Genomic DNA, 25,703 nt, shown 5'->3' with positions numbered 1-25,703 from the left:
GCAAAAGCGGCCTGTAACCCCTCGCCCAAGTCAGCGCAACGCTTCGGCGCAGGGGGTAAGGGGCCGCACACAACCGTTCTTCCGCACCCTGTTAGTGGTGATGTGCGGCGTATGCATCACGCACCCGAATTCAGTGGCGCATTATTTCAGGTGGCGTCGCAATTCAACTTGCTGGAGATGGTGTCACCTCGAGTCTCGCCAGAGCAAGGGGTGACTCGATATGAACAGGACCGAACACAGGGACCGGCCTGCGCCATCGCCGCAGGCGCGGTGACGATATACCGGAACTATTTCGTGCCCATGAAGGATGGCGAAGGACAGACCGCCGAACGCCAAATCGATTGCCTGGCGGACCTCGGTGTTGCGCTGGCTCAGGCGCTTGGGCGACCAGGTCAGGTTCCTTGGGCAATGAGGAACGGATATGCGTTATGCACGGAGGAGCAACTCGCCGACATCAACGCCTACCTTTATGGCCTCGACCCACCTGCACTGGATGCGCTTCGAGGCTTGCTAAGGATCGGCCTGCATTGGGACGTCGAGGTAACGGACGCGCCAGTGCCGTCACGCCCTATCGTCTCACAAGCCTTTTGTTCGGCCCTTCCAGCGGCTTACTGCAATGCCATGAGTTATATGTGGCGGATGTTCGGCACTTTGATTCTGGAGGCCGCTTATGAAGCCACCCTTCTGGCGGCGGTCCTCAACGCACGCCGGGGCGCATCCAACACCGTTCTACTAACCCGCCTGGGCGGTGGCGCTTTTGGCAATGAGGATGAGTGGATCGACAATGCCATGCGGCGTGCGCTGAATAAGGTCCAGACTGTCGATCTGGATGTGCGGCTGGTTAGTTTTGGCGCGCCCGAGGTGCCCATGCTGGAAACCGTGGCGATGTTTTGTTGAGGACAAGATCATGATGACCAAGACATCGACATATCCTCTGCGTCTGCCCGTTTCCGTGAAGGCGGAGGCGGAGCGGTTGGCCGCTCAAGACGGGACCAGCCTCAATCAGTTCGTGGCAACGGCGGTGGCGGAAAAGTTGTCCGCCATGCGGACAGCCACTTTCTTTGCCGAACGTCAGGGGAAAGGGGACCGAGCCGCGTTCCGGCGGCTGTTGACCCGGGAAGGGGGCAGCCTCCAGCCGCAGGCGACGAAGTGTTGAGCCGCGAATAGGGGATGGTTCCACGTGGCTTCAAGGTGCTGGATTTCGGGGGATCTGTCGCGGAAATGACTTCTAACCCGGGTATGGTCCGGCCCATCCTTAATGGTCCCCGAGAAAACAGGGTCTTAGATGCGACACCCCTTTCCCCTCCGCCGCTGCCTGTGCCTGACCGCCGCCTTCTTCTTCGCCGCCCAGCCGGCGGCCTGGGCGTGGAGCAACCACACCCTGTGCACCTGGCCGGCGGTGGAGGCGATGCCGCAGGTGGCCGGGCATAGCGTGCCGGCGGAAACGCTGGCGGGCTTCCTGGCCAAGGAGGCGGCGGCCCTGCCCAAGGTGCTGGAGGAGGAAGAGCAATGGGCGCGGGCCCATGTCCCGTTCTACGCCCCCCGGCCGGACGGGCTGGCCTTCAACGTTCCCGGCGATGCGGACGCGGCGGCGCTGAAGCTGGCTTTCGTCCACGCCATCCGCGTCAACGAGGACGTGCCCATCGCCCTCTACCGCCAGCGACCGCCGGGCACCGACGCGGCGACGGGGCGGGGGATGGACTGGCCGGCCCTCAGCATCCTCAAGAACCCGGAAGACGTGGACTTGAAACAGATGGAACGGCTGGAGGAGGGGGAGGCGGTGCCCGTGGCCGACGTCGTCGCCACCGCGTCCAACGAGCCGGACTTCGGCCTGGATATCGGGCTGTTCCAGGACAACGGCCAGAAGCAGGGGGCGCTATACAGCTTCGGCACGCAGCCCTTCGGCAACCCGCTGCTGGACTATGGCAGCCAGGCGCCCTTCCACATGGGCTTCTATCACGAGTCCGGCATCCTCTATAAGGCGGCCCCCTACCTGCAGAAGACCTATCCCGAGGCGCGGGTCCACCTGTACATGACCCTGTCGCGCTTCGCCTTCGCGCAGGGCCACCCCTACTGGGGCTGGCGCTTCGCCGGCTGGGCCATTCACTACGTCCAGGACATGGCGCAGCCCTATCACGCCCGGGTCCTGCCCGGCGTCGGCGTTCCGTCCATGCTGTGGACCAGCGTGCTGGACATGGCGGGCATCCACGGCCCCAAGCTCGCGGCCCTGAACCGCGTCACCAACCGCCACACCTCGCTGGAGAACTATCAGAAGAACCGCATGACGGTGGCCTACGTCCGGGGGGAGATGGGCGATCCGTTGCTGGCGGCCCTGCGCGACACCGGCGGCGACGCGACCGTGCAGCGGCTGCAACCCGACACCTTGCGCGAGGTCAGCAGCGCGCAGTCGGTCGCCGTGGCCGACGCGTTGGACGCGCAGCTGGAGCGCAGCTTCCCCGCCCGCTATGTCTCGGATGCCGCCACCAACCTGGATGGCAAGGACGCCGACCTTTACGCGCTGTCGCGCCAGGCGCCGGCGGCGGAGCAGGCCAAGCTGGCCGACCTGGTGGCCGACCGCATGCGCCAGGCGGGCCGGGACACGCGGGCGGTCATCCGCGCGGTGGCGCCGGACGAGAGCGCCGCCGCCCAGCGCTGAGGGATCAGAAGCTGCCCCAGACCGAGCCCAGTCAGGTGTGCCCCCTCGCCCAAGTTCACATGATAGGGCGAGAACGCGTAGCCAACCCGCCGCGAGATGTGGCTAGCCACCTGGCGCACCACCGAGAACTCCAGCTTGGAGGCCAGCGCCTCGCGCACCGCCTCAATCAGCTTGGGTTCGAACCGGCCCAGTTCCTCCACCAGACGGTCGGCGCGGAACAGGAACATGCCGCTGTTCCACAGGTGCTGGCCGCCCGCGAGGTAATCCTCATTCAAGCCTCGATCCAGCAGCGTCTGTAGGAAATCAAGGCGGAATTTCTCAACCACCTTCCCGTGCGCGTTGATGAGATCGCGCAGGCGGCGGCGTTCCGGAACCACCCGGCACCGTTCCGGTTTCCTGAATGATAGCCGCACAATTATGGGCCTGCCGCCCGGTTCGCGTCGGCGCTATCTATCATCCGACGGCCGGCGCCCAAACGCCGGCCCGGTTTACGGGAGAGAACCCATGGGTTTGCTGGTTGAGGGTGAATGGCGCGACGTCTGGTATGAGACCAAGTCGACGGGCGGCCGCTTCGTGCGCAAGGACAGCGCCTTCCGCCACTGGGTCACGGCCGACGGATCCGCCGGGCCCAGCGGGGAAGGGGGCTTCAAGGCGGAAGCCGGCCGTTACCACCTGTACGTCAGCCTCGCCTGTCCCTGGGCCCACCGCACCCTGATCATGCGGACGCTGAAGGGGCTGGAAGACGCCATCAGCGTCTCCGTCGTGCATTGGCGCATGCTGGAGGAAGGGTGGACCTTCACCGAGGGCCCCGGCACCGTGCCCGACACGGTGAACAACGCCCGCGTGCTGTACCAGGTCTACCAGGCGGCCGATCCGCGCTACAGCGGCCGGGTCACGGTGCCGGTGCTGTGGGACAGGCAGCGGCGGACCATCGTGAACAACGAGTCTTCCGAGATCATCCGCATGTTCAACGGCGCGTTCGACGGTGTGGGCGCCAAGCCGGGCGATTATTATCCCCAGGCGCTGCGGCCGGAGATCGACGCGCTGAACGCCCGCATCTACGACACCGTCAACAACGGCGTCTACAAGGCGGGCTTCGCCACCACCCAGGCCGCCTATGAGGAGGCCGTCGGCCCCCTGTTCGAAACCCTGGACTGGCTGGACGACCGCCTGGCCAGCCGCCGCTTCCTGACCGGCGACCACGTGACGGAGGCGGATATCCGCCTGTTCACCACCCTGGTGCGCTTCGACCCCGTCTATGTCGGCCACTTCAAGTGCAACATCCGCCGCATCTCCGACTACGCCAACCTTTCCGCCTACCTGCGCGACCTGTACCAGCTGCCGGGCGTGGCCGGGACGGTGAACCTGGCGCACATCAAGGGCCACTATTACGAAAGCCACCGCTCCATCAATCCCACCGGCATCGTGCCCGTGGGCCCGGCATTGGACTATGGCAAGCCGCATGGCCGGGAACGGGTGTCCCCGGGCAACCCACTGCCGGTGTGAGAAAACAAGCCCGCCGACATCGGCGGTGCCTTGCGTTCCCGTGCATCGACAGGGTTGCCGTCCCCATCGCAGGATGGCGGCACCCCGACCACGCCGCTGGACCCATGCCCGCCATTCCCCACGCCGACCGCACCTTCGCCGCCTTCCTGTTCGACATGGACGGCACCCTGATCGACAGCATCGCCGCCGCCAACCGGGCATGGTCCCGCTGGGCCACGCGCCACGGCCTGGACCCGGCGCCCATACTGGCAACCATGCACGGCGTTCGCGCGGTGGAGACCATCCGCCGCTGGGCGCCGCCCGGCACGGACGTTGAGGCGGAGGTGGCCCAACTGACGCGGGATGAGATCGATGACGTGGCGGGCACAGTGGCCATCCCCGGCGCAGCTGCCGTCGTGGCGAACCTGCCGCCCGCGCGCTGGGCGGTGGTGACATCGGCCCCCCGCGCCCTGGCCCAGGTGCGCCTCAGGGCGGCCGGCCTGACCCCGCCGCCGGTCATAGTCACCGCCGAAGATGTCAGCCGGGGCAAGCCGGCGCCCGACCCCTTCCTGCTGGCCGCCCGCCAGCTGGAGGTGGCGCCGCGGGATTGCCTGGTGTGGGAGGATGCGCCCGCCGGCATCGCGGCGGGGGAGGCGGCCGGCGCCGCCGTGGCCGTCATCACCGCCACGCACCACCAGCCCTTGGACACCGCCCATCCCAAGGTGCCGAATTACGAACGGCTGAAAGCGGTGCTGCAGGCCGAGGACCGCCTGCGGCTCACCGTGCGCGGCTGATCAGTCCCACAGCCCCGGGCCCTTCTGGACGATCAGGTCGGCCAGGGCCGCCGAGGCGCCCTGCAGGCGGCGGCTACGGCCCAGCACGACGAACTCCACCTCCCCCAGCGGGGGCAGGGCGGCGCGGCCATCGACCTCCACCAGGTCGGACCCCGGCGCGCGCATCAGCAGGGGCGACTGCGCCATCACGCCCAGGCCGGCCTGGGCGCCCGCGCGCAAGCCGGCCAGCGTCTCGCTGGAGCACGCGACGAACCAAGGCCGCCGGGCGCCGTTCAGCGCCTCCATGGCCAAGGTGCTGGTGATGGAGGAGGTGGGGTAGAGCACCAAAGGCACGGCCTCCTCCGCGCCCAGCGCCAGATCCCGGTGGGCCAGCCAGGCCAGGCGCTCTCGGTGGATGAGGATGCCGCGATCGTCGCCCGGCTGGCGCTTGGCGAACACCAGGTCCAGCCGGCCGGCGTCCAGCTTCTGGTACAGCAGGCTGGTCAGGCCCACCGTCAGTTCCACGCTCAAATTCGGATTGGCGCGGCCCACATCGCGCAGCAGGTCGGCTAGGCGCGTGAGGGTCAGGTCGTCTGAAACCCCCAGGCGCACCCGGCCACGTGGCGCGCTGTCGGCGAAGTAATCGGCCGCCTGCCGGCTGAGGCCCACGATGTCGCGCGCCAGCTCCGCCAACACGGTGCCATCGGCCGTCAGCACCACGGTGTGGGTGTCGCGCTCGAACAGTTGCCGGCCGCAGGCGGCCTCCAGCCGGCGGATGTGCTGGCTGACGGTGGACTGGCTGATGCCCAACGCCGTGCCCGCCGCCGTGAAATGCCGCGCGTCGGCCACGGCCAGGAAGGTCCGCAGTTGATTGAGATCGAACACCGTTATTCCGTCCAATAATAACTGTTATTTCTGCACATCGTCCGGTGTCTTAGCCATATTGGGTGTGTCGGGACCAAGTCATTGGAATTAATGGCAGGCCACCCGGCGACAAATCGTCCCAGAAGATCACAGCAGCCCCGACCCGCTTTGGAAATCATCCTCAGGTATGTGCCGGGGTGAGGGGCCAGCCGTGCCTTGCCCGAGGTACCCGTCATGACCGACTTCACCAGGCGCAACATCATCGCGGCCGGCGCCGTGGCCGCCGCGGCAGCCGCCGCCAACACCGCCGGCGCCGCCACCTTCGGCAACCCGGACCGCCCGGCCCAGGGCCGCGTCAACCTGTCCAACCCCATCGCGGGGCAGGAGCCGGGGCCGCAGAACCCGGCGCTGGCCAACCAGTTTCCATCCTTCCAGGATCCGCCCGCCACCGACGTGGCCGGCATGGACCTGTTCTGGGCGTCGTTCAACAACGCCCACAAGCGCATCCAGGACGGTGGCTGGGCACGCGAGGTGACCCAGGCCGACTTCGCTATTTCCGAGGCGGTGTCCGGCGTGAACATGCGCCTGGGGCCGGGGGGCGTGCGCGAGCTGCATTGGCACCAGCAGGCGGAATGGGCGGTGATGACCGACGGCACGTGCCGCATCACCGTCATCGACGCCGACGGCCGGCCCGCCGTGCGCGACGTGAAGGAGGGCGATCTCTGGTATTTCCCGCCGGGCCTGCCGCATTCCCTTCAGGGCATCGGCACCAGCGGGGCGGAGTTCACCCTGGTGTTCGACAACGGCCGCGCGTCGGAATTCAATACCCTGCTGCTGACCGAGTGGATGGCCCACACCCCGCCCGAGGTGCTGGCCGAGAATTTCGGCCTGCCGCAAAGCGCCTTCAAGAACATCCCGGTCGACGACCTGTGGATCTACCAGGCCAAGGACCCCATCCCGCCGCTGGAGGAGGTGCAGAAGGCCGTGCGCTCACCAGATGGTGAGCCGGAATTCGAGTTCACCTTCTCCATGGGCACGATGAAGCCCACCCGCATCACCAAGGGCGGCTCGGTCAAGGTGGTGGACACCCGCAACTTCCCCGTCAGCAAGACCATCGCCGCCGCCCTGGTCACCATCAAGCCCGGCGGCTTGCGGGAACTGCACTGGCACCCCAATGCCGACGAGTGGCAGTACTACCTGAAAGGGCAGGGCCGCATGACCGTGTTCAACACCGGCCCGCGCGCCCAGACGGCCGACTTCCGCCCCGGCGACCTGGGCTACGTCAAGAAAAGCTTCGGCCATTACGTCCAGAACACCGGCACCGAAGACCTGGTGTTCCTGGAAATCTTCAAGGCCGACCGCTTCCAGGAGGTATCGCTGGCCCAGTGGCTGGCCTGCACGCCGCCGGAACTGGTGGCCCAGCACACCAACATGGATCCCAACCTGATCCGGCAGTTCAACAAGGCCCGCTGGGACATCCTTCCGGCCTGAAGCTGTGGCCCATCCGTCCTCTTTGCCCTCCCACGAACTTGCCGCCGACCTCCAGGGGCCCTGTCGCCCCCCCCACCGTCGGCGGCCTTTGGGGATGCGTGATCATGCATAGCGTGCTGCCCGCCTGGCGCCAGATCCTGCTGTTCCAGTCCCCCCGCCAGCTGGCCTCCCATGGGGCCGGCACCCTGGCGGCCATCGCAGCCGGCTTTTTCCTGTTCATCGGGCTGCCGCGGCTGATGGGCCACGGCGCCATCCCGCCGGACATCCTGGCGGGGACGCTGGCCTTCGCCGCCCGTATCGCCGTACGCCACCTGCATCGCGCCTTGAATAACGCCTGACGTTTCAGCCGTGCTTGGCGTGTCAGCCGTGGTTGTAGCGGGACACGGCCTCGCGCACGCCCAACGCCTCTGCCATGCGCACGAGGTCGGCCAGCGACTCCGCCTCCATCTTGCGCATCAGGTTGCCGCGATGGATTTTCACCGTAATCTCGCTCAGTGCCAGCCGGCCGGCGATCTGCTTGTTCATCAGGCCGGCGGTGACCAGGCCCATCACGTCGCGCTCGCGCCCCGTCAGGCCGTCGTAGCGGGCACGCAGCAGGGCGCTTTCGTTCCGCTTGGCCCGTCGCTCGCGATCGCGGGCCACCGCCTCGGCTATGGCCCGCAGCATGTCGTCTTCCTCAAAGGGCTTGGGCAGGAAGGTGACGGCGCCAGCCTTCATGGCCCGCACCGTCATGGGAATGTCGCCGTGGCCGCTGATCAGGATAACCGGCAGGTGATTGTCGGTGCCCAACAGCTGCTCCTGGAAATCCAGGCCATTGGCGTCACCCAGCTGGACATCCAGCACCAGGCAGGCGGCGGCGTCGGCAGCATCGCAGGCCAGGAAGGCGTCCGGGCTGGCGAACGTGCGCACGGCATAGCCGCAGGACCTCAGGAAGCTTTCCAGCGAGCCTCGCACCTCCGCATCATCGTCGATGACGCAGACCAGGCTTTCCGACATCCCAACCGAACCTGTCATTTGCCTGTCCCCTGTCGCTTGGCTCCATCCCCCCGCAGCCCAATCACCCGAGGGTACAGCCATTTCCGTACCCATCATCCATGGGCCTGCGCCGCGCCCAGGGCCATCATATCAAGGTATGGGATTGCCTTTTTAGCCTTCTTCAGTTGCCAGGCGACACGCGCGCCGAGAGGTATTTCTAAACGCCATAGCAGTAAAAACCATTCAGTTCGGCTATTAATGACGCGAGCAATCGGCTGATAGCAACAGCAGGTCGACATGCAGTGCCTTCTGCCCCGCTGGCGCCAGGTCCTGATCTTCCAGTCCCTCCGTCAGCTGGTGAGCCACAGCGCCGGCACCCTGGGGGCTGTAACCGCCGGCCTGTTGGTCTTCAATGGCCTGCTGCGGCTGTTCGGCTACGGGACCCTGCACGCCGACGTCATCGTGGGCACCTTGATCGGCGGCCTCGCCGGATCCCTGCGCGCGCCTTTTGAGGTTCTACCGTTCCAGTGGCGGCTGACCACGGCCTATCCCGCCGTCGCCGCCGCCAAGGCCAAGGGCATCTTGGCCGGCATCCAGTACCACCCGGCGGAACACAGCATCGGCCGCACCCTCTACCGTTTGGCGGTGCCCGGGTACCTGGCTTGGCTGGAGTGGCGGGAAAGCGCCGTGGAGGTGCGCATCGAGGGGCACGACATCACCATCACCGGCGCCCGCATCGCGGTCCGCCGCCTGCACCGGGTGTTTCAAGATATGGACATCGCAAGGGAAGGGTGAGGTGACCATAGTGCAATCCCATGGGAGACTCCTGGCAAAGCTCTGATAACCAAGGAATGTCGCACTTCGGGATTGAATCCACCCAGCCCACCGCAGCCTCCCACGTCGGACACAGCCAACCGGAAGACTGACAGTTCTACTTTGCACAGGCCTGACATTTTAACTTTGCGCCTACATAAGGAAAACCGATAATATACGTTATGGAAATAATGTTCAAATCACTCGGTCGGCCGGCACCGGGCTCCACGCCTTGGCTTGGCGCATGACGACCAAGGTCTTGAATGTCCTGACGTTTTCGTCATTCAGCAGGATGCGCCGGGTCAGCTCGTCATAACCCTCCATGTCGCGGGCGACGACGCGCAGCGCGAAGTCATGGTCGCCGGTGACGTACCAGGCCTCCACCACCTCCGGCACGGCGGCGATCTTGCGCATGAACTGGTCGATGATGTGCCCGCCGCCGGCATCGGTGGCGCGGCCGCTGTCACGCTCCAAGGTCACCAGCACCACCATGGTCAAGGGCCAGCCCAGCGTGCGCGGCCGGACAATGGCCACCTCGCGCTCGATGGCGCCGATCTCGCGCAGGCGGCGGACGCGGCGGTAACACGCCGGCCCCGACAGCCCCACCCGTTCCGACAGCACCGGCATGGGCAAGCGGGCGTCAGCTTGCAGCTGTTCCAGCAGCTTGGCATCGATGGCATCCAACTCGGGCGATATTATCATCGTCTCACGTACCGCTTTCGTGATAAAAATTATCACAAATTGACAATAATTGACACGTTTAGACAGGCCAAACCGCTAAACTAGCGCAACGTTTGAGGTCTCAAGCGTCAACATCCTTCCTCGATTCCATCCCCATGTCCCACGACACCACCCTGCCGCCGTCCCTGCCGGGGGCCGCCCGCCTGTCCCCGATCCTGCCCTTGGCCGCCCTGTTCACCGCCATGGTGTCGGTCACCACGGGCGCGTCCATCGCCAAGACCCTGTTCCCGGTGACGGGACCGCAGGGCACCACCGCCCTGCGCCTGACGACGGCCGCCCTTATGCTGACCCTGCTGCTGCGGCCCTGGCGCCTGCGGCTCACGCGGCGCAGCTGGCGGCCGCTGCTGGTCTATGGCGGCGCCATGGGGGCGATGAACTTCCTGTTCTACCAGGCGCTGCAGACCATACCGGTGGGCATCGCCATCGCGGTGGAGTTCACGGGGCCGCTGGGTCTGGCGCTGCTGTCATCCCGCCGCCGGGTCGATTTCCTGTGGATCGGGTTGGCGGTGGCGGGGCTGGCGCTGCTGCTGCCGCTGGAGCGGTCGGCGGCGCAGCTGGACCCGTACGGCATCGCCTGCGCCTTGGGGGCTGGCGTGTTCTGGGCGCTGTACATCGTCGCCGGCAGGAAGGTGGGCGGCGCCCACGGCACCCAGGCCACAGCGGCCGGCACGCTGATCGCCGCCAGCCTGGTGCTGCCCATCGGCATCGCGCAGACGGGGGCGGCCACCTTGTTCCAGCCGGCCATCCTGGGCAGCGCCGTCATGGTGGGGGCCCTGTCCAGCGCCCTTCCCTACACGCTGGAGATGTTCGCGATGCGCCGCCTGCCGGCCCAGACCTTCAGCACACTGACCAGCGCCGAGCCGGCCGTGGGCGCCCTGATGGCCATGATGCTGCTGGGCGAGGCGCTGTCGCCCCTGCACTGGCTCGCCATCGCCACCATCATGGTGGCCTCCATCGGCGCCACGCTCAGCGCCGGCCGGCCCTCCACCTCCGTGATACCGGAATGACGCCGGCAGGCGCCCGCGGCAGCACCACAGGGTGTCGCGTTCACCGGCTTCAGGCCGCCGGCTTGCGGCAGTAGTCGGCGAGAGTGTAGGCGGCGCGGATGTCGTAGGGGCGGCTGGGTTTCAGGATGAACTCGCTGGCGCCATAGCGGACGGCGCCGTCCGGCCCGCCGGCCTGGGGATGCCAGTCATAGGTATAACCCAGGCGGGTCCAGGGCGCACCGCCGTCGACATAGGTCACGCGCATGTTGCGGGCGAACCAATCCCAATAGCCTTGCTTCTCCAGGCAAGCGGCGTCGCCGGTGGCGCAACTGGGCCGGGCCACGGTGGCGGAGGCATCCAGGGTGCAGTGGGCGGCCGTCACGTCGGTGTCCGGACACGGCCGGGCCAGCGCCTCGGGCGCCACCCACATCTCAACCACCTCGGAATAGTCGCGGGATGGGTCCAGGCCCAGATACTGCTTCACCCGTTCGGTTTTGGCGGAGGCGTCGCCGGCGGCACCGGCGCAAAATTCCTGCAGCTGCGGCACGGCCGTCACCCACATGGTGCCCCAACTGTCGGGCGAGGTGCCCCCGGCCTTTCCGGCATAATATTTCTCATAAGCCGCGGTGGCCATGGTGGAGGCCACCAGCACCTGGCGCCCGTGCGGGCCGTCGCGCCACACAAGCTTGGCCCAGGACGCCTGGGGAGCGTCGGGCGCGATGCGCACCAGCTCCGGCCCGACCAGGTCGGGCCGCGCCACAGCCGCCGCGTTTAAGGAGCGAGCGAAAAGCTGGGCCGGCGTGGCGCTGGTGCCCTGCCCGGCCGTTCCGGAGCCACCCGTTCCTTGTCCGGTGGCGGCGCAGCCCGCCAGCATCAGCAAGGCCACCGCGCCTATGATCACATCCGTCCGCATCTCAGCCCCCAGGGTTCAAGCCACCTGAGGCCAGATATGCCCGAAAGCCGGCCGCGTCGCAACCTATACGAAATTCACAACAGCGATATACTCGCTAAGAGGGAGATGCCGCCAACACCTGCCGCTCTTCCAGGATGCCGCGGATCTTGGCCGCCAGCTCGTCCATGGCGAAGGGCTTCATCACCATGTCCATGCCCGGTTCCAGGAAGTCGCCGCGCACGGCGGCGTTGGCGGCGTAGCCCGTGACGAACAGAACCGGCAGGTTGGGCCGCCGCCGACGCGCGATCTCCGCCAATTGCCGGCCGTTCAGGCCTGGCAATCCGACATCGGTGATCAGCAGGTCGATCTGGCTGGAGGATTCGATGACGCTCAGCGCCCCGCGCCCGTCGGCTGCGTGCAGGGCGGTGTACCCCAGTTCCTGCAGCACATCCAGGACCAGCAACCGCACGGAATCGTCATCCTCCACCACCAGGACGATCTCCCCCGCCCCTTCCGGCATCTCGCCCATGCCGGCCAAGCCACCATCCTGGGCGTTGGCGCCGCCGTCGCACGGCAGGTATAGGGTGATGGCCGTGCCGCGCCAGGGCTCGCTGTCGATGCGCACATGGCCGCCCGTCTGCTTGACGAAGCCATAGATCATGGACAGGCCCAGGCCCGTACCCTGGCCGATGGGTTTGGTGGTGAAGAAGGGATCGAAGGCCTTCGCCACCACATCGGGCGGCATGCCCATGCCGGTATCGCTGACCCGGATCATGACATAGTCGCCGGGCGACAGGCCGTCATGCCGGTGGGTATAGGACCGGTCCAGGGTGGCGCGGCTGGTCTCGATGGTCAGGATGCCGCCGTCGGGCATGGCGTCGCGCGCGTTGATCGCCAGGTTGAGGATGGCGCTTTCCAGCTGGTTCACGTCGCTGCGGGCCGCCGTCAGGTTCTCCGCCACAGTGATGCGCAGCTCGATCTGCTCGCCCAAGGTTCGGCGCAGCAGGTCCTCCATGGACCGCACCAGATCGTTGACGTCGATGGGCTTGGGGTCCAGCGACTGCCGGCGCGAGAAGGCCAACAGGCGGTGGGTCAGGGCCGCCGCACGCTGGGCCGAGGCCATGGAGGCATCCATGAACCGGTCCAGGTCGTTCAGCCGGCCCTGGGATATGCGGCGGCGCACGATATCCAGGCCGCCGATGACGCCCATCAGCATGTTGTTGAAGTCGTGCGCCAGCCCGCCGGTCAGCTGGCCCACGGCCTCCATCTTCTGGGCCTGGCGCAGCTGCTCTTCCGTCTGGCGCAGCATGTCGGCGCGCTGCTTGTCCTCGGTGATGTCGCGGCCATAGGCGTAGACCAGATCGCCTTCCTTGGACGTGTTCCAGGAGATCCAGCGCAGGCTGCCGTCCTTGTGCAACTGGCGATTCTCAAAATTGGTCAGGTTCTGATCATGAAGGGCGCCCATCAGCGCCTCCGCCGTCGCCACCACGTCGTCGGCGTGGACGAAGTCCTGCACCTGACGGCCCACCACCTTATCCGTCTCATGGCCCAGGATAGCGGTCCAGGAGGGGCTGACCGCCCGGCAGATGCCATCGGCGCCGATGATGACCAGCAGGTCGCGCGAGTTGTTCCAGACGCGGTCGCGCTCCCGCGTGCGTTCCTCCACCCGCGCCTCCAGCGTCTCCGCGAACTGGCGCAGCTTCTCCTCCGCGTCCTTGGACGCGGTGATGTCGTAGATCACCCCGATGAAACGGCTGCCCGAACCCTGGCGCCCCTCGCGGTCGCGCTTTCCGTCGCGGCGATGCTCCCCCCGCTGGGCCAGCCAGCGGATCTCCCCCGTATCGGGCCGCCGGATGCGGAACTCGCGATAGGGGGGTGCGGTCTCCCCGCCCTCCAGGCTGGTGATCAGGGGGGCGTCATCGGCCAGCACCACGGCGTTGACGGTGCGCACCGGCAGGGCCGTCGTCGGGTGCAGGCCCAGCAGGCGGCAGAACTGCTCGGACACGGATACGGTGCCGAAACCGCTGATATACTCGAACGTGCCCACGCCGCCCGCGGTCTGGGCCACGCGCAGCTGTTCCTCCACCCGCTTCTGCTCGGTGATGTCGGCCAGCACCCCGCGGAAGCGGCGCGCCACCCCGTCGGCGGCGCGATCGGCGCCCCCGCGGGCCGAGACCCAGCGCACCGTGCCGTCACGGCCCACCACGCGGTAGTCCTTGGCGAAGATGTCGGCGCCGTGCATCACCCCGGCCACGGCGATGCGGATGCGCATGCGGTCATCGGTGTGGATGGAATCGAAGAAGGCGTCGGTGGACAGGCCGTTGCCGGCGGCCACCGGATCCAGGCCGTACAGCTCGGCGAAGCGGGCGTCGGCGTAAAGCCGGCCGTCGGCCACATCCCATTCCCAGGCGCCGGCGGTACCGCCCACGGCCTGGGCCAGGCGCGCCCGTTCCTTGGCGTTGGCCAGCGCCTGGCGGCTCGCGGCCAGCTCGGCCTCCACCTCCATGCGGGCGAGCTCCACGGTCTGGTCGCAATGGGTCCACAGGAAATAGGGCGTGGCGCCCTGGCCATCCACGACCGGGGTCAGCCGCAGGCGATCCCAGAAGATGGTGCCATCCTTGCGCATCACCCGCAGATCGGCCGTCAGCGGCCGGTCGGCGGCCAAAGCCTCCTCGATCCCGGCCAGGATGGCCGGGTCGGCATCGGCGGCGGCCAGGAAGCCGAAAGGCCGGTTGGCCAAGCCGCTGAAGGCGTGGCCGGTCAGGCGTTCGAACGCGGGGTTGGCGAAAACCAGCGGCTCGCCCGGCCGGCGATGATCGGTGATGGTCAGGGGCATGCCGGATTGGACGAGCGCGTCCAGCAGCGGGCCGCACAGCGCCCGCACCTCCGGCAAAACCTCGCCGTCCCGCTCCATCACGATCACAGCCTCCGCTCGGCCGCTCATGACCGCCCCCTCCCCCCGGCGCCGGAGGCAAGACCGTCAGTGGGCATCGCCACCGTCCGTGCCCACCACCCGCGCGATGAATTCGCCGATCAGCTCCTTCAGCGACTGCAATGACGGCAGATCCATCAGCATGGCGATATAGCCCCGGATGTCCCGGCCGCTGATGGCGAAATTGATGTACAGGAACAGGACGACGCCATCGTCGTCCTGCGTATCCGCCAGCTCGAACAGAATCTGCCCATCGCCGCGCAGCACCTGCGGCAGCGACATGGTCAGGGGCCGCTGCAGGATATTGGCCATGGTGGCCAGGCAACCGTTCAGGACGACGTTGCCCGTCTCGGCCAGGGCCTCCTCCTCAATGTCGATCATCTCCGGCCGCGACAGCTCGTCCTGGGTGACGGCGCGGACCAGTTCCAGGCTGTTGGACTCAGGGAAGATCAGCAGCGCGCGGCCGTTGAAGGCGCCGGTGAAATCCTGGCGGACGGCCACCAGTTCATCGCTTTCCCGCTCCTGGATCAGGGTGGCGGCCAGCTTGCGGCCCACCACCTCCACCGACGGCACCGACAGCGTCACCTGGTTGCCCACCATCTTGCGCAGGCTGACGGCCGCGCGGCTGACACCGATGTTGACCAGTTCGGTCAGCGCGTCGTTCTCCAACTCATCCAGGATAGGGGGGGGGTGCTTCATCCGTGCACCGCGCGCAGCTTCAAGGCCGCGCCGGACAGGAAGTCCCGGATTCCGTCTTCGGTGATGGGCTTGCTGACGAAGGTGGCGTTGGCCGCGCGGGCGCGGGCGATCACCTCGTCCTGCACGTTGGCGGTCGCGAGCGCTATGGGCATGTCGGGGTAGCGATGTCGCATATGCTCCGCCAACTCCAATCCATTTCGGCCAGGCATGTTGAAGTCCAGGATGGCGAGATCGACTTGACCATCGCGCAGGATGGCCAGCGCCTCGTCGGCGTTGCTCGCCTCGACCTTTGTCCAACCGGGCTGCAGCGCCGCGATAGCCTTGGCCACGACGATACGCGCTAGTTTGCTATCATCGACGATTAAGACCGTAGTACCCATTTCAACCATCCCGCCCAAGTCATCCAATCAGCCTATTATCGTCACCAGCAAGTTATCGGTCTTTTCGCGCCCGGCCAGTGACCAAATATGTATAGCGCGCGCCCAGTAATCTTGTCTGCGAAAGACTTAGCGATGCGCCGCCAAATTGGGTATGACCCAGTCACGCAGAAATATATCTTCGGTCATACCGCGTACATTAGGCCGAAAAGCGAGCAAAACCTGAACAATGGCGCCGTGCAGGTGGCGGCAAGCGGTAACGTCGATTTCGGACTCGGGCGCCGTCTGCAGCCGCGACAGCAAGGTTTCCGCGTCCTCGGCGGCGCAGGCGCCTCGCAGGTGGATCACATTCCCCGCGACCTCCACCGTCATAGTGCCCCCTGCCCCATCGGCGCTGTATCGCCAGTCGCGGCGGCGATCAGGCCGGGCACATCCAGGACCATCAGCACGTGCCCATCCCCCAAAAGAGTTGTCCCCAACAGGCCCGGCATCGCCGATAGCAGGCCGGTCAGGGGCCGCAACACCACGTCGCGCCGGCCAACGAAGGCGCCAACCTCCACCGCCACCAGATCGCCGCCCGCCCGCGCCACCACCGCCCGGCACGGCCCCCCGTCTACCCGCGCCTCTTCCGGCAGCCCCAGCAACGCCGCCAGGGACAGGAGCGGTACGGCCGTGTCGCGCAGCACGAAGGCCCGCCCGGCGCGGATGGGCCGGACGCGATCCGGGTCCACGCGCGCCGTTTCCACGATGCCGTCCATGGGGATGCCGTAGCGTTCCCCCGCCACCGCCACGACCATGACCTTGGTCAGCACCAGGTTCAGGGGCAGGACCAGACGCACCGTCGTGCCCTGGCCGGAGGCACTGCTGATGCCGACGCTGCCGCCCAGGCGGCCGACCGCGGCGCGCACGGCGTCCATGCCCACCCCCCGGCCGGACAGGTCGGTCACCGCCTCGGCGGTCGAGAAGCCGGGACGGAACACCAGGTCCAGCACCTGATCGTCGGCCAGGGCGTCCAGCATACGATCAGGCAACAGCCCGCGCGCGGCGGCGACCCGGCGGATACGGGCCGGATCCATGCCCCGCCCGTCATCGGCCACGTCGATGACGACGTGGTCGCCCTCACGGCGGGCGACCAAGCGGATCAAGGCGCGGGTGGGCTTGCCCGCCGCGGCGCGTTCCGCCGCCGGCTCGATGCCATGGTCGACGGCGTTGCGCAGCAAATGGGTCAGGGGTTCGAACAATCCCTCGACAATGGCCTTGTCGACCTGGACATCCTGGCCATCGACCGCCAGATCGACCTCCTTGCCCAAGGCGGTCGCGGTTTCGCGCACCACCCGGGAGAAGCGGCGCAGCAAGGGCAGGATGGGCACCAGGCGTATGCCCATCACCGTGCGGTGCAAACGCCCGACCAGCCGGTCCAGCGTCGCCTGCCTGTCCCCCAGGATTTGCACTGCCGCTTGCGGCGCCAATCCGTCCGCCATCTGCCCCGCCAGGTCGGACAGCGCGTTCTTGGCCACCACCAGCTCATCCACCAGCTGGGCCAGGGCGTCGATACGGCCGGCCTCCACCCTCAGGCTGCGCGGCCCCTCCGCCAGGGCTGGCGGCGGCACGGGCGCGGATGGCGGCGGAGGCGGCGACCAGGACAGCAGCTGGATTTGGTCGGGCACGAAACGGAAGGGTCCCTTGACGGTCTCCGGCGCCGCCGCCGACAGCAGTTCAACCACCAGGTCGCAGGCGTAGGCGTCATAGGCACCGGCCGCGGCCGGTGCCGCGGCATCCCGCCGGGTGATGCGCAGGGCCAGCAAATCCGGCACCGCCCGCGCGAAGGCGATGGGATCCTCCCCGCGGAAATAGCAGCCGGCATCGGGGACATAGCGCAGCGCCGTCACCGTGGGGTAGCGGGCGGGGTCCAATCCGCGGTCCCGGAACAGGGCCTCGATCCAGGCGGTGTCGATGTGCGTCGCCTGGACCGCCGCCGATGGCGGCGCATCGCTGTCGAGGGCGCGGCTCAGGCGGCCGACCAGGTCGGCCGCCACGGCGTCGGCGTCCGCCGGCAGGCCGCCCCCCGTCGCCGCCAGGGCGCCCAGCCAGCGTTCCGTCTGTCCGGTGGCGGCGATCAAGGCGTCCATGGCGCCCCGTGACAAGGCCTGGCGCCCATCGCGCCACGCGCCCAGCAAATCCTCCGCCACGTGCAGCACCCGGCCCATGGCCGGCAGGTCGAACAGGCCGACCGAGCCCTTGAGCGTGTGGATGGCGCGGAAGGCCTGGTCGATCAGGGCGGCGTCATCCGGCCGGCCTTCCAGGGCCAGCAAGGCTTCGCCCGCCTGCTGCACCTGCTCCGGACCCTCGATCAGGAATTGTTCCAGCAGTTCATCCATCGCGGCCCGCCTTGGCTGGGCGCGGCTCCCGCGGGCGCTGGTAGACCACAGCGTCGGCGAAACGCTGCACGTCGAAACTGTCGCTCAAGCGGGCCAGCGACTCTGAGTGGCCCAGGCATAGATAACCGCCCGGCACCAACCGGTCGTACAGGTTGCGCACCGCCTGGCGCCGTGATCGATCATCAAAATAGATCAACAGGTTGCGGCAGAAGATGACATCGAACCTGCCGTGGATGGCCAGCGCGTCCCCATCCATCAGGTTGGCATTGGTGAAGGTCACGGATTCCCGCAAATCCTGGATGATTTGGAAATGCTCGACCCCACCCCGTCCCTTGGACGGCAGGAAATAGTCCCGCCGCAGATCCGGCGGCAAGCGTGCCAGCGACTTGGCGGCGTACCGCCCCAGCCGCGCTTCCTCCAAGGCCTGGGTGTCGATGTCCGACCCGACAATCTCCACATGGTAGGCGTCCACCATGGCCCAGTTCTCCAGCAGCCAAATGGCGATGGAATACGGCTCCTCCCCCGTCGAGCAGGGGATGGACCATAGGCGCAGCTTGTCGCCCGGCCCCCGCCGGGAAACGATGTCCGGCAGCATGTCGCGGCTGAGGCTCTTCAGCTGATGGTCTTCGCGGTAGAAATACGTCTCGTTGATGGTGAAGCTGTTGATCAGCCGCTCCGCCTCCACGGGATCCAGGCGCAGGCGGTTGAAATAGTCGGTGAAACTGCCGGCCCCCGTCTGCGCCATGCGCTGGCCTACCCGCCGGTCGATGTAGTACCGCTTGCTCTCCCCGAACTGCATGCCCGTGCGCTCATACAGGAACTCGCAAAAGCGGGCGAGTTCGGACGCGCTCAGCAGCGGGGCGTCGCCATTGGGGTCCTGGGGACGGCCGGGATTCATCGGCCGGCCACCATGCGCATCAGGTGGCCGGATATCTCCTCCAGCGGGGCCACCACGTCCGCCCCGCCCGCCTTGACCAGTTCACCCGGCATGCCCCAGACCACGGCGCTCTCCTCGGACTCCGCGATGGTGCGTCCGCCGTCGTTGCGCAGGCGGGTCATGGCGGCCGCGCCATCATAACCCATGCCGGTCATCAGCACGCCCACCAGGCGCCGCGGCTCCACCAGCGACAATGCGCTGTCGACAAGCCGGTCGACGCTGGGATGCCAGCGGTATTCCTCCTTGGCGGGGGTGGGCAACGCCACCAAGCCAGACGGGCGCTGGCTCAGGACAAGGTCGGCGTCACCCCGGCCGATGTAGACGTTCCCCGGGGCCAGCGGGGTGGGCCGCGCCACTTCCTGCACCGTCAGGGCGCAGAGGCGGTCCAGGCGGCGCGCCAACGGGCCGGTGAAGGTGGCCGGCATGTGCTGGGCCACCAACACCGGCCAGGGGAAATCCGCCGGCAACCCTTCCAGCACGGCGTCCAGCGCCGGCGGACCACCGGTGGAACAGCCGATGAGCACCAGGCCGGGCAGCGCCTGCCTTTCCGCCGTCGGGGCCACCCCCTCCACCTTCTGCGGCGGGTCGTCGGTCAGTGGCCGGGCGCGCTTGGCCGGGGCGAGGGCGCCCTGGGGGACGGGACCGATGTCCAGCCTGCCGGCCTCGATGGCGCCCGCTTGCCGGCGCAGGCGCTCGGCCAGGCGGTGGGACCGGCGCAGTCGGGCGCCTGCCGCCCGGCGCACCTTGTCCACCAGACCGGGCCCCAACTGGTCCATCTTGAGGGAGATGGCCCCATCCGGCTTCTGGATGAAATCGACCGCCCCCAGCGCCATGGCCTCCAGCGTCACCTCGGCCCCCGCCTCGGTGAAGGAGGAGACCATCACCACCGGCCGGGGCTGTTCCACCATGATCTGGTCCAGGCAGGTCAGCCCGTCCATCTGCGGCATGTGGACGTCCAGGGTAATGACATCGGGATTGAACTGCCGCAGCTGGGCCAGCGCCTCCAGAGCGTCGCGGGCGAACGCCACCTCGAAATCGCCGGCGGCGGTGAACAGGTCGCCCAGCAGGCGGCGGACCAGGGCGCTGTCGTCGACGATCAGCAGGCGGGTCACGGGGCGGCCGAACCGGTCACGGCATCGCTCCCCGCCACGGCGTCGTCGCCCTTCAAGGCCGCGTCGAGGGCGGCCAACAGGTCACGCTCCGCCCGGTCCAGCAAGGCTTGCGGTTCGATCAGCAGGATCATGCGGCCGGCGCCGTCCGCCGTCTCCAGGTTGGCGATGCGGCTGAACACCGAGGCACCCTCGGTGTCGCCCGGGTGAGTGAAATCCGGCGTCTCACTCACCCGGTCGGGCGGCAGGGCCAGGATCTCCGACACGCCGTCCACGGCGAAGCCGGCCAGCTTGCCGTTGACGCGGGTCACGATCACCCGCCGGCGGCCCCTGCCGAATCCTGGGCCGGATCCTGGGCCGGATCCCGCGACGCCAAACCGGCGGCGCTGGTCGATGACGGGCAGTACCTGGCCGCGCAGGTTCATGACCCCCTCGATGAAGCCGGGCGCCTTGGGCACGCGGGTCAGGGTGTCGGGCAGGCGCACCACCTCCTCCACCGCGTCCACGGGCAGGCCGTATTCCTCGTCGCCCAGTTGGAAGACCACCACGCGGTCGCCCATCTTCGCACGGCCGTCAGGGTTCATGTCAGGTGCCTCCCGCGGGTCGGAACCGCCATCCGTCAGAAGATGCGCCACCGTGTCATCCCGGAAAAGCCGTGCGCCCGACAGGATGGAAACCAGGCCGCGACCGTCCGGCAGACGGCAGATGGATTGGATCTGGGCCTCGCCCCGGCCCCGGTTCAGCACCGCCGGCACGGCACCCACGCTGTCCGCCGGGACGCGCAAGATGGAATTCAGCCGGTCAACCAGCAGCCCGATCCGCGAGCCACCGACATGGGCGACGACCACCCGCATCCCGCGCTGATCACCGGCGGCAATACCCAGGCCCAGCAGCGCCCGCAGCGAAACGATGGGCAGCAGGGCGCCCCGCACCGACGCGGCACCCACCATGGCGGCATCGGTCCGGGGCAGCTTCGCCAAATGATCCGGCAGGGTGATGACTTCCCCCACCTCCGCCAGGGGCAGGGCATAAGCCTGATCCGCCAGGGAGAAGGCCAGGAAGGCGCGCTCATCCTTGGCCGCCTGCCGGCGCGGCGCGGCGGGCTCCGCCCGGCCTGGTCCAGCGCCGCGCCGGACCAGGCCGGCGAACTCCCGGCGCAGCAGCCCGGCCAAGTCGATCAGGCGCGGGGCGCCGTCCTCATGGGCGTATAGCCCGCCGGCGAGCTGGTCTCTGCCGGCGTCGAGCTGGGCCAGCGCCCCCACCTCATCCACCGTCAGCGCCACAGGCTCCTCCGCCTGCAGCAGCAAAAGGCGGGACGCGGCGCCGGACGCGGCTTCCTCCCCGCCCAGCAGGCGGGCCAGCGACAGCACGGGGACGACCGCGCCGCGCACGCTGGCAACCCCGGCCAAGCCGGCCGGCGCGTGCGGCACCCGGGTGATGCGCACCGGCCGCAACACCTCGATCACGTCGGCGGCGGAGGCGGCCAGCAGGGCGGCACCCACGCGGAAGGTCAGCACCTGCTGGCGGCGGCCCCCGGCCGCCCTGGAAGCGGCCATCACCGGGCTTTCTGCAACTCGTCGGCCAGCGACGCGATCTCTTCGATGGCGGCCGCCAGGTCTTCCGCCCCGCGCGCTTGCTGCCGGGCAGCAGTGGCGGCCTGGATGGCGGCCCCGCCGGCCAGTTCCGCCGCCACGGCGATCTGCTGCACGCCGCTCAACACCTCGCGCACCGTGCCGCTGATGGCGTCGGCACCGGCGGCGATGTCGCTGCCGGTGGCATACAACTCCTGCGCGCCGGTGGCGATGGCGGCCAGCCGGACGTCGATCTCCTTGTTCTTCTGCATCTCGGCCTCGGCCACGGCGGCGATCTGTTCCAAATCGCGGCGCACGGCCGCCACCAGCAGCTGGAACTGGTGGATGACGTCCTTCGCGCGGTCGGCGTTTTCGCCTGAATCCCGCGCCAGGGCGCGGATATCGGTGGAAACGACGGCGAAGCCCGTACCCTGGTCCCCGACCCGCGCCGCCTCGACCGATCCGCTGACGGCCAGCATCGTGGTCTGCACCGCCACGATGGCGATGCCGTCCACGATCTTCTCCATGCGCCGGCCGGTCTCCTCCAGCGCGGCGACCAGGTCGATCACCGCGCGGGTTTCGGCCAGGGCCCGACCCACGCCCCGGGTCAGCCCGGCCACGGTGGCACGGCCTTGTGCCAGCATGGCCTGCGAGCCCTTGATCCGGTCCACCGCCTGGCCGGCGCTGGCGCCGGTGGCTTGGGCCGCCCGCTGGATCTGACCCATGGCGCTGCTGGACTGCTGAGTGGCGGCCGCCTGGATCTGGGCCCCCCGGCTGATCTGGTTGATGGCGATCAGGATTTCGCCGGCGGCGCCCGACAGCTGCTGCACCGCCGCCGACAGCTGCTCCGCCATGGCGCCCACGTCTTCGACCAGGCTGCCGCGCTGGCCTTCGAGACTGAGGCCCTCGGACAGGGCGGCCAGGGCATGGGCGGCCTGGCGGCTCTGGTCCAGCGCCTGGCTCTGCTGCGCCACGGAGCGCTGCGCCTCCGCCGCCGCCGCAGATTGTTCCTCCGCCGCGCTGGAGATGTTTTCCGCCCCCTTTTGCGCCTCCCGCGCGGCGGCATCCGCCTCCACCGCCGCCAGCAGGATGGCCTGGGCGCCATCGACCAGGTCGGCCAGGTCGGCGCGGGTGCTCTCCAGCTGGGTGGTGACGGTGCGCCCCTCGGCGGCCTCGGCGGTCGCCGTGGCAGCCGCCGCGCGAACCCGGTCGGCGATGACGCGCACGTCGTCCGTGATGCTGCCGGCCAGGATCTGGACGTCGCGCGACCGCTTCTCGGATGTCTCGGACAAGGCGCGCACCTCATCCGCCACCACGGCGAAGCCCCGGCCGTGATCGCCCGCCCGCGCCGCCTCGATGGCGGCGTTCAGGGCCAGCAGGCCGGTCTGGTCGGATATGTCCGCCACCGTGCGGGTGATGTCGCCGATATGGGCGGCGTGGCGTTCCAGCGTGACGATGATATCGACCGACTTCAGTTGCCGGGCGGCGCTGGCGGCCACAGCCGTCACCGACGCCTCGATCAGGGCGGCGGCCTCGGCCAGCTGGGTCTGCAGGGCCAGGGTACGCGTCTGCGCCCTGTCCGCCCGCTCCCGCGCCTGCTGGAACGAGGTGGCCATGCCCGCGACGGCCGCCAGGGATTCGTGGCTGGCCGACGCCGCCTCTTCCGCCGCGCTGGCGATCTGCTCCAGCGACCGGCGCAGCTCTTCCGACGCGGCGGACGCCTCCGCCACGCCGGCGGCCAACTCCTCGGTGGCGGCGGCGATACGTTCCGCCGCCGTCTGGCGGGTAGCGGCCAGCAGGGGCCGGCGCGTGCGCTTGGGCGGTGCCACGGCCTTGGGCGCGGCCTTCGCTGGCGCCTCGACCGCGGCGGCGGCCGCCGCCTGGGTGCGGGTTCGGCCCTTCGCCCCGGCCAAGCGGGAGGTCTTTACCAATGCCATGATGTTTTCCCCAATCCGATGCCCTCGTTCGCGAACGGGCCCCCGCCCATACCGTCCAGGAGGGCATCCCGGGTATCCTTGGCGTCACGATGCGCGGGGTTCGTTCTACAGGCCAGGCGCTTGCCACGGCAATCGACGTAAGGCCATAGGCACTTATGGTTAAGAGGCGCCGATGCGCGATCTTCCATCTGGACCATCTCTGGCAAACCCACAAGCGTTTCGCGTAAAGCTGTGCGCGAGGGCCTTGAGGATGGGAGAGGGCGATGGATGCGCGCGGAATCGTGAAAATGGTGGCGGTGATGGCCGTGACCGTCCTGTGCGTCCCGGGCTGGTCACCCGCCCGGGCCGGCGCGCCCACCCAGGTGGAGGTGCTGCGCGGCGGCGATGACGACATCACGGCCGCCCTGGCCGGCGCCGTCGTCCAGGCCTTCGGCCGCGACGGCGCCTTCGTGCTTAGCAGCGGGCACCGGGCCAATTCCCTGATCGTGGTGGTGCAGGGGCCCACGGCGGCGGCCCGCGCTGGCATCCATTACAAACTGGCCTTCCCCATCCGCTACGCCTCCGCCCAAGGCCAGACGCTGGGCTTCACCGAGGTCACCTGCCAGGAGAACACCCTGACCAAGTGCGCGGAGCAGGCGGTGGCCGCCGCCGGCCCCGCCGCGGGTAAGCTGGGCCGGCATTAAGCGCTTGGGACCTCAATCCGCCTCGAAATTCATGGCCACTCCATTGATGCAATAGCGCAGGTGCGTGGGCGGCGGGCCATCGGGGAAGACGTGGCCCAGGTGGCTGCCGCAGCGGGCGCAGTGCACCTCGGTCCGCACCATGCCATAGCTGCGGTCCACCGTGGTGGCGACGGAGCCCTCCACCGGATCGTTGAAACTGGGCCAGCCGGTGCCGCTCTCGAATTTGCGGGTGGACTGGAACAGCGGCTGGCCGCAGCCGGCGCAGGAGAAGGTGCCCGGCCGCTTCTCATGGTTCAGGGCGCAGCTGCCCGGCCGTTCCGTGCCGTGGCCGCGCATGACGGCGTACTGCTCCGGCGTCAGCAGCTGGCGCCATTCCTCGTCCGTGCGCACCACTTCGTATTCGCCATCCATGGCCCGACGCTCCCTTGTAGCAAGTCGCTACCGATATGGGCCTTCGGCGCGCGGATTGCCACAGGGTCGTGGCCGCCCCGTAGCCCGCCAGGCCCGCTTGCCTTATGGTTCGGCCGGCGCCATAAACGGTGCCGATCGGCGCGGCGCCAAAGACAAGAGAATACAGGATGATAACCGGCGACCTGACCAACCCCCTGGAAGTCGTGCTGCGCCTGGCCATGGCCTTGACCCTGGGCTCCGGCATCGGCTTCGAACGCCAGTTGCACCAGAAGATGGCCGGCCTGCGCACCAATGCGCTGGTAGCCCTGGGTTCTGCCGGCTTCGTCATCTTCTCCGCCATGGTGGGCCAGGGCGACCCCACGCGGGTGGCGGCGCAGGTGGTGTCGGGCATCGGCTTCCTGGGCGCGGGCGTGATCCTGCGCGAGGGCGTGAACGTCCATGGCCTGAACACCGCCGCCACCCTGTGGTGCTCCGCCATGGTCGGCACCTTCGCCGGCGGCGGCTACTGGCTGCCCAGCCTGGCGGCGGCCGGCTTCGTCGTCGTCACCAACCTGATCCTGCGCCCCCTGGTGCGCCGCATGAACCGCCGCATCCTGGTGGCCACGGATGTGGAGACGCACTACACCGTCTCCGTCACCTGCAAGGGGGCGGAAGAGGCGCACATCCGTTCCCTGCTCATGCACGCCCTGACCCATGGCGGCCTGGGCCTGCGCCGCATCGACAGCCAGGACGTGCCGGACACCACCAAGGTCGACGTGACCGCCAAGGCCGTTTCCCCCACCCGCAACGACGCGGCGCTGGAGCAGATGGTGGGTCGCCTGAGCCTGGAACCCTACGTCTATGCCGTCAGCTGGGAAGTGGAGCGGGCGGAGCCGGAGGGTTAAGGACGCCCTCAAGCGCCGGGCGCGGCCATCCGGCCGCTTGCTTCCGCGCTTTCCAGTCCACTTCCCTCCCGGAAAGCTCCGGCGGCCGCAGTCGCGGCCTGCAACGGCA

The 25,703-nt window shown here is 68.5% G+C and carries 25 protein-coding genes; 11 read left to right on the top strand and 14 right to left on the bottom strand.

The window, feature by feature from the left end; genetic code table 11:
- The first annotated feature begins 111 nt into the window (after nucleotides 1–111).
- The 5 genes from FBZ89_RS26505 to FBZ89_RS26480 all read left to right on the top strand — a co-directional run bounded on the left by FBZ89_RS26505 (nucleotide 112) and on the right by FBZ89_RS26480 (nucleotide 4,935).
- Nucleotides 112–897, top strand: coding sequence for a hypothetical protein (locus FBZ89_RS26505; RefSeq protein WP_145753664.1), 786 nt, complete (start codon nucleotides 112–114; stop codon nucleotides 895–897).
- A 10-nt stretch (nucleotides 898–907) separates the two neighbouring features.
- Entirely contained in the window at nucleotides 908–1,156 is a 249-nt protein-coding gene (locus FBZ89_RS26500) for a YlcI/YnfO family protein (protein ID WP_145753662.1), read from the top strand.
- A 129-nt stretch (nucleotides 1,157–1,285) separates the two neighbouring features.
- Nucleotides 1,286–2,656 carry a phospholipase gene (locus FBZ89_RS26495; RefSeq protein WP_145753660.1) on the top strand — a complete coding sequence of 457 codons (1,371 nt, stop codon included), beginning with the start codon at nucleotides 1,286–1,288 and terminating at the stop codon, nucleotides 2,654–2,656.
- 504 nt (nucleotides 2,657–3,160) lie between these two features.
- On the top strand, nucleotides 3,161–4,162 hold the full coding sequence (locus FBZ89_RS26485) for a glutathione S-transferase family protein (RefSeq protein ID WP_145753659.1): 1,002 nt from the start codon (nucleotides 3,161–3,163) through the stop codon (nucleotides 4,160–4,162).
- A gap of 104 nt (nucleotides 4,163–4,266) precedes the next feature.
- Nucleotides 4,267–4,935: an HAD-IA family hydrolase gene (locus tag FBZ89_RS26480; protein ID WP_145753657.1), complete on the top strand. Its 669-nt coding sequence runs from the start codon at nucleotides 4,267–4,269 to the stop codon at nucleotides 4,933–4,935.
- On the opposite strand, the gene FBZ89_RS26475 is transcribed toward FBZ89_RS26480, so the two are convergent.
- Nucleotides 4,936–5,799 carry a LysR family transcriptional regulator gene (locus FBZ89_RS26475; RefSeq protein ID WP_145753655.1) on the bottom strand — a complete coding sequence of 288 codons (864 nt, stop codon included), beginning with the start codon at nucleotides 5,797–5,799 and terminating at the stop codon, nucleotides 4,936–4,938.
- 213 nt (nucleotides 5,800–6,012) lie between these two features.
- Between FBZ89_RS26475 and FBZ89_RS26470 the strand changes: the two genes are divergently transcribed.
- Together FBZ89_RS26470 and FBZ89_RS26465 are read left to right on the top strand one after the other, a co-directional pair.
- Nucleotides 6,013–7,269 carry a cupin domain-containing protein gene (locus tag FBZ89_RS26470; protein WP_145753653.1) on the top strand — a complete coding sequence of 419 codons (1,257 nt, stop codon included), beginning with the start codon at nucleotides 6,013–6,015 and terminating at the stop codon, nucleotides 7,267–7,269.
- A 104-nt stretch (nucleotides 7,270–7,373) separates the two neighbouring features.
- Nucleotides 7,374–7,607: a hypothetical protein gene (locus FBZ89_RS26465; protein ID WP_145753652.1), complete on the top strand. Its 234-nt coding sequence runs from the start codon at nucleotides 7,374–7,376 to the stop codon at nucleotides 7,605–7,607.
- 22 nt (nucleotides 7,608–7,629) lie between these two features.
- Here the strand turns inward: FBZ89_RS26465 and FBZ89_RS26460 are convergent, their stop codons facing one another.
- Nucleotides 7,630–8,283 carry a response regulator transcription factor gene (locus tag FBZ89_RS26460; RefSeq protein ID WP_145753650.1) on the bottom strand — a complete coding sequence of 218 codons (654 nt, stop codon included), beginning with the start codon at nucleotides 8,281–8,283 and terminating at the stop codon, nucleotides 7,630–7,632.
- A gap of 258 nt (nucleotides 8,284–8,541) precedes the next feature.
- Between FBZ89_RS26460 and FBZ89_RS26455 the strand changes: the two genes are divergently transcribed.
- On the top strand, nucleotides 8,542–9,039 hold the full coding sequence (locus tag FBZ89_RS26455; protein WP_145753648.1) for a hypothetical protein: 498 nt from the start codon (nucleotides 8,542–8,544) through the stop codon (nucleotides 9,037–9,039).
- A 213-nt stretch (nucleotides 9,040–9,252) separates the two neighbouring features.
- Here FBZ89_RS26455 and FBZ89_RS26450 read toward each other — a convergent pair whose 3' ends face one another.
- The gene (locus FBZ89_RS26450; RefSeq protein WP_145753646.1) at nucleotides 9,253–9,759 is read right to left on the bottom strand and encodes an Lrp/AsnC family transcriptional regulator; all 507 of its coding nucleotides are present in this window, start codon (nucleotides 9,757–9,759) and stop codon (nucleotides 9,253–9,255) included.
- A 134-nt stretch (nucleotides 9,760–9,893) separates the two neighbouring features.
- Between FBZ89_RS26450 and FBZ89_RS26445 the strand changes: the two genes are divergently transcribed.
- A complete protein-coding gene (locus FBZ89_RS26445) occupies nucleotides 9,894–10,805 on the top strand; it encodes an EamA family transporter (RefSeq protein WP_145753645.1) in 912 nt (303 codons plus the stop codon).
- 49 nt (nucleotides 10,806–10,854) lie between these two features.
- Here the strand turns inward: FBZ89_RS26445 and FBZ89_RS26440 are convergent, their stop codons facing one another.
- The 10 genes from FBZ89_RS26440 to FBZ89_RS26395 all read right to left on the bottom strand — a co-directional run bounded on the left by FBZ89_RS26440 (nucleotide 10,855) and on the right by FBZ89_RS26395 (nucleotide 23,616).
- Nucleotides 10,855–11,697, bottom strand: coding sequence for a hypothetical protein (locus FBZ89_RS26440; RefSeq protein ID WP_145753643.1), 843 nt, complete (start codon nucleotides 11,695–11,697; stop codon nucleotides 10,855–10,857).
- Between the two features lie 94 nt (nucleotides 11,698–11,791).
- Nucleotides 11,792–14,620, bottom strand: a complete 2,829-nt coding sequence (locus FBZ89_RS26435) for a hybrid sensor histidine kinase/response regulator (RefSeq protein ID WP_145753642.1) — start codon at nucleotides 14,618–14,620, stop codon at nucleotides 11,792–11,794.
- Nucleotides 14,621–14,656: 36 nt separating this feature from the next.
- Nucleotides 14,657–15,307 carry a chemotaxis protein CheX gene (locus tag FBZ89_RS26430; RefSeq protein ID WP_145753640.1) on the bottom strand — a complete coding sequence of 217 codons (651 nt, stop codon included), beginning with the start codon at nucleotides 15,305–15,307 and terminating at the stop codon, nucleotides 14,657–14,659.
- Nucleotides 15,304–15,687, bottom strand: a complete 384-nt coding sequence (locus tag FBZ89_RS26425) for a response regulator (protein ID WP_004272329.1) — start codon at nucleotides 15,685–15,687, stop codon at nucleotides 15,304–15,306. The genes FBZ89_RS26430 and FBZ89_RS26425 overlap by 4 nt, the downstream gene beginning before the upstream one ends.
- A 126-nt stretch (nucleotides 15,688–15,813) precedes the next feature.
- Nucleotides 15,814–16,056 carry a hypothetical protein gene (locus FBZ89_RS26420; protein WP_145753638.1) on the bottom strand — a complete coding sequence of 81 codons (243 nt, stop codon included), beginning with the start codon at nucleotides 16,054–16,056 and terminating at the stop codon, nucleotides 15,814–15,816.
- The gene (locus tag FBZ89_RS26415; RefSeq protein ID WP_145753636.1) at nucleotides 16,053–18,062 is read right to left on the bottom strand and encodes a chemotaxis protein CheA; all 2,010 of its coding nucleotides are present in this window, start codon (nucleotides 18,060–18,062) and stop codon (nucleotides 16,053–16,055) included. The genes FBZ89_RS26420 and FBZ89_RS26415 overlap by 4 nt, the downstream gene beginning before the upstream one ends.
- A complete protein-coding gene (locus FBZ89_RS26410) occupies nucleotides 18,055–18,960 on the bottom strand; it encodes a CheR family methyltransferase (protein WP_246172599.1) in 906 nt (301 codons plus the stop codon). The genes FBZ89_RS26415 and FBZ89_RS26410 overlap by 8 nt, the downstream gene beginning before the upstream one ends.
- Nucleotides 18,957–20,111 (bottom strand): chemotaxis-specific protein-glutamate methyltransferase CheB, encoded by a 1,155-nt coding sequence (cheB, locus tag FBZ89_RS26405; protein WP_145753635.1) that lies wholly within the window; start codon nucleotides 20,109–20,111, stop codon nucleotides 18,957–18,959. The genes FBZ89_RS26410 and cheB overlap by 4 nt, the downstream gene beginning before the upstream one ends.
- Nucleotides 20,108–21,664 (bottom strand): chemotaxis protein CheW, encoded by a 1,557-nt coding sequence (locus tag FBZ89_RS26400; RefSeq protein ID WP_145753633.1) that lies wholly within the window; start codon nucleotides 21,662–21,664, stop codon nucleotides 20,108–20,110. Before FBZ89_RS26400 ends, cheB begins: the two co-directional genes overlap by 4 nt.
- A complete protein-coding gene (locus FBZ89_RS26395; RefSeq protein WP_145753631.1) occupies nucleotides 21,664–23,616 on the bottom strand; it encodes a methyl-accepting chemotaxis protein in 1,953 nt (650 codons plus the stop codon). Before FBZ89_RS26395 ends, FBZ89_RS26400 begins: the two co-directional genes overlap by 1 nt.
- Before the next feature lie 263 nt (nucleotides 23,617–23,879).
- Between FBZ89_RS26395 and FBZ89_RS26390 the strand changes: the two genes are divergently transcribed.
- Nucleotides 23,880–24,299, top strand: coding sequence for a hypothetical protein (locus FBZ89_RS26390; protein WP_145753629.1), 420 nt, complete (start codon nucleotides 23,880–23,882; stop codon nucleotides 24,297–24,299).
- Nucleotides 24,300–24,311: 12 nt separating this feature from the next.
- On the opposite strand, the gene msrB is transcribed toward FBZ89_RS26390, so the two are convergent.
- Nucleotides 24,312–24,710 (bottom strand): peptide-methionine (R)-S-oxide reductase MsrB, encoded by a 399-nt coding sequence (msrB, locus tag FBZ89_RS26385; protein ID WP_040847084.1) that lies wholly within the window; start codon nucleotides 24,708–24,710, stop codon nucleotides 24,312–24,314.
- A 167-nt stretch (nucleotides 24,711–24,877) separates the two neighbouring features.
- Here msrB and FBZ89_RS26380 point away from each other — a divergent pair, with 167 nt between their 5' ends.
- Nucleotides 24,878–25,594 carry an MgtC/SapB family protein gene (locus FBZ89_RS26380; RefSeq protein ID WP_145753627.1) on the top strand — a complete coding sequence of 239 codons (717 nt, stop codon included), beginning with the start codon at nucleotides 24,878–24,880 and terminating at the stop codon, nucleotides 25,592–25,594.
- Nucleotides 25,595–25,703 lie beyond the last annotated feature (109 nt).

The organism is Nitrospirillum amazonense (assembly GCF_007828045.1).
Taxonomy (GTDB): Bacteria; Pseudomonadota; Alphaproteobacteria; order Azospirillales; family Azospirillaceae; genus Nitrospirillum; species Nitrospirillum amazonense_C.
This window is presented reverse-complemented; position numbering and strand designations above follow the sequence as displayed.